Here is a 9,351-nt window from a genome sequence, read left to right as displayed (position 1 = left end):
CGGGAGCGTGCCGTCCGAAATAGCTGAGCCCACCTATGGGGCTCAGTCGTGCGGATGCGTATTTATCAAAGCATTGCAAAGCAAAGATTTTTCAGAAATCCTACTGATCTGCGTCAATTTTTTAGACATAGCTCACGGATTAACTTATTTTCCGAGGCAAAATGGATATTTTATTTTCCGGACATAAGAAATATTATGGGCGGATATCTATCCTTGGTATATGAAGTCTTAGAAGCTTCTATATCAAACGATCATTTCCAGAGCCCCGGCTTATAGCCAAGCTCCTTCGCCATCGCCATATCGGAATCGATCGACATCCCGCCTGTCATCAGAAAATCTCCTGTGATCGCCGCATTCGCCCCGGAAGACAACGCGCGCTTTCCGTGGTCTGCAAGATAAATCCTTCCTGCCGCCAGACGGATCGATGCATCCGGCAGAAGAAAACGAAATACCGCCACAGTCCGGCAGAATTCCTCGTTCGTCATCGGCTTCCGATCCTCAAACGGCGAATCCTTGATCGGATTTAATACATTGACCGGAATGGATTTCACGCCCAGCTCCCGCTCCATCAGTGCAAGCTCGATCCGGTCCTCCATACTCTCCCCGAGATTGATCAGGCACCCACTGCAAAGTGTCAGCCCGGCAGCCCGTGCCGCCCGAAGCGTTGCCATCTTGTCATCCGTGCTGTGTGAGGAGCATACCCCGGTGAAAAATGTTCTTGAGCTCTCCAGATTATTATGAAGTCTGGTGATCCCTGCCTTCCTTAACATCTCACAGTCCTCCTGATCCAGAAGACCGAAGGAACAGCACACCGCAATGCCGGTTTCCTTCCGGATCCTTTCAATGTCCTGTACGATTTTTCGGACATCATCCTTTGGAAGTCTCCGGCCGGAAGAGACAAGATCACAGCGCACAACGCCCTTTTGCGCCATGTACGCAGCCTCCTCAAGCATCTGATCCGAGCCGATCAGTGTATGCGGCTTTACCTCTACTTTATCGTTAAAACAGGACTGCGGACAGAATTTGCAGTCCTCGGAGCATTTTCCACCCTTTACATTGATACAGCTGCAGATATCAAACACATTTCCGCAGAAATGCTTTCTGATCTCATCTGCCGCCTGACAAAGCTCGTCTAAATCCGCCTCTGCCAGAGTCATCGCCTCTTCCTTTGTGATCTCTTTCCCGTCCATTACCTTTTGTTTTAATTTCTGAACCATGTCTTCATCCTCCATTTCGCTTTCTATTTTATACAATCCCCGCCGGAATTACAATCAGACCGCTTTTCCCCGGTTTACCGCCCCTCTTCATCACTTCCCTCATACGTCCCTTTTCTCTTGCAAAATATCAGCCGCAAAGGTAAAATTAAATTATCGAAAAGATATTCACGGCTTCAGAAAGGAATGGTTATCATCATGAAACAGACAGTGAACGAAAAGATCATCAATGTGGCAAACGGCAGGCAGAAAGCAGATCTTGTCCTGAAAAATGCCAACATTATAAACGTATTTACGGAGAGTATCGAAACCGGTGATGTCGCGATCGCAGACGGCATGATCGCCGGCATCGGCAGCTATGAGGGTGTGTGCGAGAAGGACATGACCGGCAAATATGTCTGTCCCGGATTTATTGACGGACACATCCATCTCGAAAGCTCGATGGTCGCACCGACAGAGTTTGAAAAGGCGGTTCTTCCGCACGGCACGACTGCAGTGATCACCGACCCTCATGAGATCGCCAACGTTGCCGGCAGCCGGGGCATTGACTTTATGCTCAAATATACCGAGGACATGACGATGGATGTGTTCTTTGTTGTGCCATCCTGCGTTCCTGCCACAGCACTGGATGAATCCGGTGCCTGCCTGGAAGCGGAGGATATTGCTCCGTTCTACAGCAATCCGCGTGTGATCGGTCTTGCGGAAATGATGAATTCCTTTGGTGTTAATCAGGCGGATCCTGCCATCTTAGATAAGATCCACGTCACGCTGGAGCACGGTGGCATTATTGACGGACATGCCCCTCTGTTGTCCGGTCGTGAATTAAACGGCTATGTTGCTGCAGGCATCCGCTCCGATCATGAATGCTCCAATGCAGACGAAGCAAAGGAGAAGTTTGCCCGTGGTCAGTGGATCATGATCCGTGAGGGTACTGCCGCCCACAATCTGGATGCCCTTCTTCCATTGTTTGAGGCTCCATATGCACAGCGGATCATGCTGGTCACCGATGACAAGCATCCGTGCGATCTTCTGCGTGACGGTCACATTGATGCTATTGTCCGTAAAGCCGTACAGAAGGGTGTCAATCCGATCCTTGCGATCAAGGCAGGCACCTTCAACGCCGCAGCTTATTTCGGTCTGAAGGATAACGGTGCCATCGCTCCCGGCTACCACGCTGATATTGCGGTACTCGATAACCTGACTGATCTGAATGTACTGGAGGTTTACAAGAACGGCGAGCTTGCCGCTGAGAACGGCAAAAGTCTTGTTGAATCCTCTGTCCCGGAAATGGTACAGTCCGTGACCGACCGCGTTTACCATTCCTTCCATGTTGATCCGGTTCAGCCGGAGCAGCTTGCCATGGAAGAGCTTGGAGAGCATATCCGTGTGATCGACCTGAACGCCCATGAGCTTCTCACCGCCGAACGGATCGCTGACTGCACCTCACAGTCCTGCTGTGCCGCCGGAGTCAATCTCACCGAGGATATTGTTAAGATTGTTGCTTTGGAGCGCCACAAAAACACCGGTCACATCGGCAAGGGCTTCCTTGGCAGATACGGTCTGAAGAAAGGAGCTGTTGCAACGAGTGTAGGCCACGATTCCCACAACCTTGTGATCGCCGGAACCAATGATGCGGATATCGCCTGCGCCGCCAACCGCGTAATCGCAAACGAGGGCGGTCTTGCCATCGCACTGGACGGACAGATCGTTGCGGATCTGCCGCTGCAGATTGGCGGACTGATGTCCACACTTCCTCTCGAGGAGGTTGATGCCCGTCTGGAGGCCATGAAGCAGATCCTTGCAGACTGGGATATTTCCGGTGAGATTGATCCTTTCATGACGCTGAGCTTTGTCAGCCTTCCGGTTATCCCGGCTCTGCGCCTGAATACATACGGCGTCATTGATGTAAACGCACAGAAGGTTGTGAAGGCTTCCTTCTGATTCTGCAATATAACATAAAAGCCAATCCTACAAACAGCTCCACTTTTGCCGACCCGTTTACAAATCTTTTAAATATGTAACTCAAACTTCGCACACCGATTAGTGGATTGCGCCCATACTATTTCTTATGTCCGTAATGCAAAGATGATTTTTGTCTTAGTTTTTTGAACAACCGTGAGCAGGTGGCATTAAAATTGACGCAGATCAGTAGGATTTCTGAAAAGTCTTTGCTTTGCAATGCTTTGATAAATACGCATCCGCACGACTGAGCTCCGTAGGTGGGCTCAGCTATTTCGGACGGCACGCTCCCGCTACCACTGCACCACGCAGCGGTACATAACGCCCCATACAAATTTATAATAGAACATAATGTTATTTAAATTGTATGGGACGTAAGTACCGGCGGGTGCAAAGTGCCTTTCGAAACATCTGAATCCCACCTTGGAGCGAGTACGGCAGGATGCGTTTATCAAAAATCAAAGCAGCAAAGCAATTAGACTTTTCGAAATCCGTAAGTGACAAGACAATTTTTTAGTCCTAGCTCACGGATTTTTAATATATTGGCAGGCAAAATATGATTTCTAAATAATCGGGCATAAGAAATATTATGGGCGAATTACCATTCTTGGTATAGAAAGTCTTAGTAACTTGATTTCTTAATGGGTATGTAAGCCTATATTAGTGTGAGTCTTATAAACAGACGTTGCCCGGGTGGCGGTCGCTAATATGGCGGTACCCATTTTTATTTTCTGTATAAACAAGAAAACACCGCCGACCGGAATCATCCGATCGACGGTGAAGTTATTACACAACTTATGAGACAGCTTTACGCTGCATACTCAAAGCTTCTCCGGGAATTACTGAAGAAGTGACAGAACACCCTGATTTGCCTGATTAGCCTGTGCGAGCATAGACTGACCAGCCTGCTGAAGGATGCTGTTCTTTGAGTAGTTAACCATCTCTTCAGCCATGTCTGTATCACGGATACGAGACTCAGCAGAGGTGGTGTTCTCAACAACGTTATCCAGGTTGTCGATGGTGTGCTCAAGACGGTTCTGAACAGCACCAAGTGCGGAACGCTGTGAAGAAACCTTAGAGATTGCATCTGCAATAGCATCTACTGCATAAGTAGCAGCGGAACCATTGTCATCAGCCACATTCAGTCCCTTGATTCCAAGACCAGCTGCAGACATAGAATCAATATTTACATTGATCTTATTGGTCATATCAGCATCAGCACCTACATGAAGGCTGAAGGAAAGACCTTCTGTAACATCAACGGTACCCTGTGTAATCTCAAAAGTACCATCTCCGTTATTCTTTACCTCTGCACTCTTGTCTGCACCAATAGAGCTTGCTTTCTTAAGCTCCTCTGCCATCTTTGCATATGCGTCCTGAATAGTAATGTCATTTGCTTTTCCAGAACTCTTTGGAACTGCATAATAAGTATCGGTTCCATCGTTTACATACATTCCACTTTTAACTAAAGCAGCAACATCATCTGCTGTATATGCTGTTCCGTCTTCCTTGGTAGAAGTACCAATCGTATACGTTTTTCCTATATCAGATGCAGATTTTTTGAGCGTAACTGTTCCTGTTGTCAAAGTTTTAATCTTATCCTGAATATTATCAACTGTGGAAATGCCACCATTATCAATCTGACCAGATTTTCCAGTATCCTTTATTGTGTACGTATCGCCTGCCTTTGGTGTCAAATCTTTGGCAGCTACTGTAGTACCATCTTCATCTTTCCAATTGGTTCCATCATTTACATACGTTTTACCCTCATGAACTAAAGTATCACCCTTCGCCCATGTAGGAGTAGCTTTTGCTGCTGTAGCTAACTCTGTGCTGCCGTTTCCAACAAGCGTTGTTGTCTTACCATCAGCTTTTTTTGTTAATGTAGAACCTTCTTTCAGAGTTATAGTGTCTGCTGTACCCGTGGTATTATCTTCAGCAAACCAACCCTTATCTGCCGCTGTTTTTCCTGCCGGTGTCTTTCCAGATTTATCAACATAAGTATATGTCTTGCCATCCTGAACAAGCTTGTCACCCGCTGCTGGAGTCGCATATTCTTTGATCGAAGTATAATCACTTGTCTTAGAAGAATCTACAATGTTATACTCTGTTCCGGCAATTGTTACCTTGCCGCCAACTTCCACCTTGTCTGCTGTGAATGTTGTCTTGCCATCTACAGATGCACCAAGTGTTCCATCCAGACCAGCATCATGAGCTGCCAATGTATTTGTCTGTGTTGCGCCGGACTTGTCACCCTTTAAGAGATAGATCTCATTGAACTTTGTTGTCTCAGAGACACGGTCAATCTCAGTTGTAAGCTGCGAAATCTCGTCCTGTATTGCCTGACGATCAGATGTAGAGTTTGTACCGTTTGCAGCCTGTGTAGCCAGCTCGTTCATTCTCTGAAGCATTGAGTGAACCTCAGTCAGAGCACCCTCTGCTGTCTGCACTGCAGAAACACCGTCCTCTGCGTTGGTAGATGCCTGGTCAAGACCACGGATCTGCTTTCTCATCTTCTCGGAAATGGTAAGACCTGCTGCATCGTCTGCTGCACGGTTGATTCTGTAACCGGAAGAAAGCTTCTCTGTTGACTTAGAAAGGGAGCCTGTTGTCAGACCCAGCATTCTGTTTGCGTTCATCGCCGTAATGTTGTGTTGTACTATCATAATATTATCCTCCTTGTTCCACGTTTGTGGTTTATGATTTGTTGTCCTCTGGAACTCCGTTTCCCGAGGGTGTTATCTATAACAAGCAGAAGTCCCGGGTGTGTTTCTGCCTATTACCAATTTAATGGGACGTTTGTCATGAGCTTTCGCTGTCCCTGTGTTCCGCCGGTTCTATTTGGCTGTATCGCCCTGATGGCGTTCATTCCAAAGAATCCGTTCGATCTCCTTCTGTGCTTTTGCAGAAATCTTCTTTTCCGGATAATAGGTGTCTTTTCTTCTCTCCGGATTTTCTTCGATGCTGCTTCTAACGATCGGCACTTCCTTCGGTGCGTCGATCATCAGTCGTCCCTGTCCACCGCTGCCTCCTACATAGACCACGCGAATGTCATCACCGATATTTACATACTGTCCTTGTTTTAATGATAATTTCAGCATGATATACCTCCCTGTAACCTCGTGCAATTCCTTTATGCTACGTTTTGTATACTTTATATCGTCATGATGTTAATATCCTTTAACATATTTTTCTAATTATGCTACATTTTGTGACTTTCCAACAATTTATTTGTCAAATAATATACATAATAGCCAAAATCATTTGAGGGATATTTCGTCCGCTCGAACGATTTTTGTATCTTTGTGCAACTATTTTCGTTAATATTTCACTAATCGTCCAACAATAACTTGTGCATTTGCTACACTTTGTAACATCCGCGTTAATAGGGAGAAATATACTTATCGAAAAGAAGGCGGTGTTTGCAATGAATCGTGAATTACTCTCACAGAAATTGAAAGAATTAAGAATCGTAAATAATTATACGCAGGATTATGTTGCGGCAGCTCTCGGCGTTGTCCGCCAGACCTACAGCCACTATGAGACCGGCAGGCGTGTACCCGATGCAGAAGTTTTATATAAGCTTTCGGGACTTTATAATATTTCTGTGGATGACCTGCTTCATATAACGATGGATGTGGATCGCGATGAGTCGTATGATGCCCCTGTGCCGTCTGCTTCAAGCACCGAGCTTTCTGAATATCTTGATTTTTATAATGAACCTTCGAACCGTAAGAAATATATGTTTGCAACTCCTATCGAGAAGGAGCTTCTTTACCATTTTAAGAAAATGAGCGAAGAAGATCGGAATGAAATGATTGAAATCGCCAAGATCAAGGCACGCAAGAATCCCGAAAAGGAAAAGTAAGATTATGATGTGAACAAATTTAGATATATGTTTTTATAAAATTAATTCATAAAAATAAACCGCCGTTTAAAATCCCTATCGGCGGTTTATCTGTACCATTATTCTAAGGGGCTGACCACATATTATCAGTATGTTTTTTGCACAAAAATAAAATATTATTTCTCGAAGATAACCAACGTCAACCGCCTTGTCATTCGAGTAAATATGTAATATGTTACAAAATGCCGAAGCCATTTTTGTAACATTTGTCACTCAGACGGATAATGCTTCTCGAGTCTCCTGCGACACAGGAAAAATGCCGGGATCAAAAATGCATCCGCAAAAATCCATGCCAGCGTATTTGCCATACAAATACCGAAGTAGCCTGCCACTGCCACAAGCAAGGTTCCTGCCAATGTTCTTGCCACCATTTCAAACACTCCGGCGAGGATCGCAATTCCGGAAAAGCCCATTCCCTGAATCGTGAAACGAACGGTGTTGACAAGCGTCAGCAGACAATAACCTGCCGCAGTCACCGTCATGTACTGATAGGCATATCCCATTGCCTCAACTTCTCCTGCATCCAGAAAGAGAACGGACATCCTGCGCCCAAATAATACAACAATCACAAGAAGCACGGCAGAGACGCAAAAGCCCATCAACGATGCAGCCTTCAGCCCCTTACTGACACGTTTCAGCTTTCCGGCACCGACATTCTGCCCCACATATGGAGCCATCGTCTGACCAAGTGCCTCAATCGGACAGGACAGGAAATTGCCCAGACGACCGGCTGCCGTTACGCCCGCCATAACCGTTGCGCCAAATCCATTGACTGCAGCCTGAATAACGAGTGTTCCGATCGCCGTGATCGAATACTGCAGTCCCATCGGAATCCCGATCGTACACAACCGAACCATATACCGTGGCTGCACCTTCCATTCGCTGCGGCTTCCATGCAGGATTGGAAATGTCCTGCCCACATAGAACAGACAGCACACCCCGGAAATACCCTGCGACAAAACTGTTGCCAGTGCGGCACCGATCACGCCCCAACGAAATACGAGAATAAATACCAGATCAAGCACAATATTTAATACGGAGGAAATTGCCAAAAATACCACAGGTGTCCTGCTGTCTCCGAGCGAGCGGATCAGCGCCGCCAGAAAATTATATAAAAATGTACATGGAATCCCAAGGAAAATGATCAGCATATACCAGTATGCATACTGAAATACATTCTGCGGCGTCCGCAGAAACAACAGAATGTCCCTGCAGAAAACGGATGCGGCGATCGTCATTACAGCCGCAAAGCCAATGCAAAGCCATGTCGCATTTGCCACAAACCGACGCAGTGCACTATCATCCTTTGCACCAAATTTCTGAGCCACCGGTATTGCAAATCCATTGCACACACCAATGCAGAAGCCAATCACCATAAAATTCAGCGATCCTGTAGATCCTACGCCTGCCAGAGGCTTTAGACCCAGAAATTTCCCGACGATCATGGTATCGACCATGCTATAAAACTGCTGAAATAACATTCCAAGAAACATAGGAATCGCAAAACCGATGATCAGCTTTGCCGGAGAACCTTCTGTGAGGTTTTTCATTTTACTTTTTTCTGCTGCCATTTCCTTTCCCTCCACTGCATCATTTCAAAAAGCGAAACTATTATACAAAACGGATGTCGGAAATACAATGAACATTTCGTTAAGAAAATGTATCTTTTATGTATACAGCATCAGAAAAATTAATATACCGTTATTCGCGATATAGATGTCCATTCCGGCGGAAATCCCATTAGATTTAATGTCTGATCATTTAACTTATTCCTTTGTATTACTCCCTTCAAATTGCAGTAAAACTCTCTGAAATCTTTTTTATCCAACAGATATTTCAATGAAATAACAACAGAAAACAAGTCAGATTTCCCCTGACAATATCCATTTACACTTTTGTTAATCCTAAGTTTTTTGTGCACCTCGCAATCTAATATTGAATCACCTGTTTTGCTATTAAACAAGCGGTTTCCATGTGCACATATGTTTCTATATTTCGTTAAAATTATTAACATTTTTCCTAACTCTGCACGCCCTATCCCATGAAAATCGTTACACACTAATGTTTTACATCGTCCCTTCAAAAAACGATACATTGTTGCCGTTTCTCCCAAAGTTAAATCTGTTATTAGCACCCACAAAGGAACATCTTTATAAACATTCATGTAATGCTCAATTTGTGGTGAAACATGTCGACCTGAAATTTTTCCTTTCATTTTACGAAACAAATATTGAATATCTGACTTATGTTTTCCATACTCATAATTACTAA

General features: G+C 45.2%; 8 protein-coding genes. 3 read left to right on the top strand and 5 right to left on the bottom strand.

Annotation, left to right across the window (positions count from 1 at the left end; translation table 11 throughout):
* Window positions 1-187: hypothetical protein (locus tag ACZLMD_RS12120; protein WP_489495812.1), on the top strand; the 187-nt coding region annotated here is incomplete at its 5' end.
* A 64-nt stretch (window positions 188-251) separates the two neighbouring features.
* Here ACZLMD_RS12120 and bioB read toward each other — a convergent pair.
* Complete coding sequence (bioB, locus tag ACZLMD_RS12115; RefSeq protein WP_482523740.1) at window positions 252-1,217, bottom strand: biotin synthase BioB; 966 nt, start codon at window positions 1,215-1,217, stop codon at window positions 252-254.
* A 195-nt stretch (window positions 1,218-1,412) separates the two neighbouring features.
* Here bioB and ade point away from each other — a divergent pair, with 195 nt between their 5' ends.
* Complete coding sequence (ade, locus tag ACZLMD_RS12110) at window positions 1,413-3,155, top strand: adenine deaminase (protein WP_489495810.1); 1,743 nt, start codon at window positions 1,413-1,415, stop codon at window positions 3,153-3,155.
* Between the two features lie 857 nt (window positions 3,156-4,012).
* On the opposite strand, the gene ACZLMD_RS12105 is transcribed toward ade, so the two are convergent.
* Together ACZLMD_RS12105 and ACZLMD_RS12100 are read right to left on the bottom strand one after the other, a co-directional pair.
* On the bottom strand, window positions 4,013-5,839 hold the full coding sequence (locus tag ACZLMD_RS12105) for a flagellin N-terminal helical domain-containing protein (protein ID WP_489495809.1): 1,827 nt from the start codon (window positions 5,837-5,839) through the stop codon (window positions 4,013-4,015).
* A gap of 171 nt (window positions 5,840-6,010) precedes the next feature.
* On the bottom strand, window positions 6,011-6,274 hold the full coding sequence (locus tag ACZLMD_RS12100) for a carbon storage regulator (protein ID WP_022306197.1): 264 nt from the start codon (window positions 6,272-6,274) through the stop codon (window positions 6,011-6,013).
* 326 nt (window positions 6,275-6,600) lie between these two features.
* Here ACZLMD_RS12100 and ACZLMD_RS12095 point away from each other — a divergent pair, with 326 nt between their 5' ends.
* On the top strand, window positions 6,601-7,041 hold the full coding sequence (locus ACZLMD_RS12095) for a helix-turn-helix transcriptional regulator (protein ID WP_022306198.1): 441 nt from the start codon (window positions 6,601-6,603) through the stop codon (window positions 7,039-7,041).
* A 248-nt stretch (window positions 7,042-7,289) separates the two neighbouring features.
* On the opposite strand, the gene ACZLMD_RS12090 is transcribed toward ACZLMD_RS12095, so the two are convergent.
* Both ACZLMD_RS12090 and ACZLMD_RS12085 read right to left on the bottom strand, forming a co-directional pair.
* Entirely contained in the window at window positions 7,290-8,651 is a 1,362-nt protein-coding gene (locus tag ACZLMD_RS12090; protein WP_118562089.1) for an MATE family efflux transporter, read from the bottom strand.
* A gap of 119 nt (window positions 8,652-8,770) precedes the next feature.
* The coding region (locus ACZLMD_RS12085; RefSeq protein WP_489495808.1) for an Abi family protein at window positions 8,771-9,351 on the bottom strand (581 nt) is incomplete at its 5' end.

The organism is Jutongia sp., from assembly GCF_057878315.1.
The sequence above is the reverse complement of the archived record's forward strand: the minus strand, read 5'-3'. Positions and strand labels throughout refer to the sequence as shown.

Excerpts from the sequence above, each read along its gene's own strand:
- bioB (WP_482523740.1), bottom strand. The coding sequence starts at position 1,217 with ATGGTTCAGAAATTAAAACAAAAGGTAATGGACGGGAAAGAGATCACA.
- ade (WP_489495810.1), top strand. The coding sequence starts at position 1,413 with ATGAAACAGACAGTGAACGAAAAGATCATCAATGTGGCAAACGGCAGG.
- ACZLMD_RS12105 (WP_489495809.1), bottom strand. The coding sequence starts at position 5,839 with ATGATAGTACAACACAACATTACGGCGATGAACGCAAACAGAATGCTG.
- ACZLMD_RS12100 (WP_022306197.1), bottom strand. The coding sequence starts at position 6,274 with ATGCTGAAATTATCATTAAAACAAGGACAGTATGTAAATATCGGTGAT.
- ACZLMD_RS12095 (WP_022306198.1), top strand. The coding sequence starts at position 6,601 with ATGAATCGTGAATTACTCTCACAGAAATTGAAAGAATTAAGAATCGTA.
- ACZLMD_RS12090 (WP_118562089.1), bottom strand. The coding sequence starts at position 8,651 with ATGGCAGCAGAAAAAAGTAAAATGAAAAACCTCACAGAAGGTTCTCCG.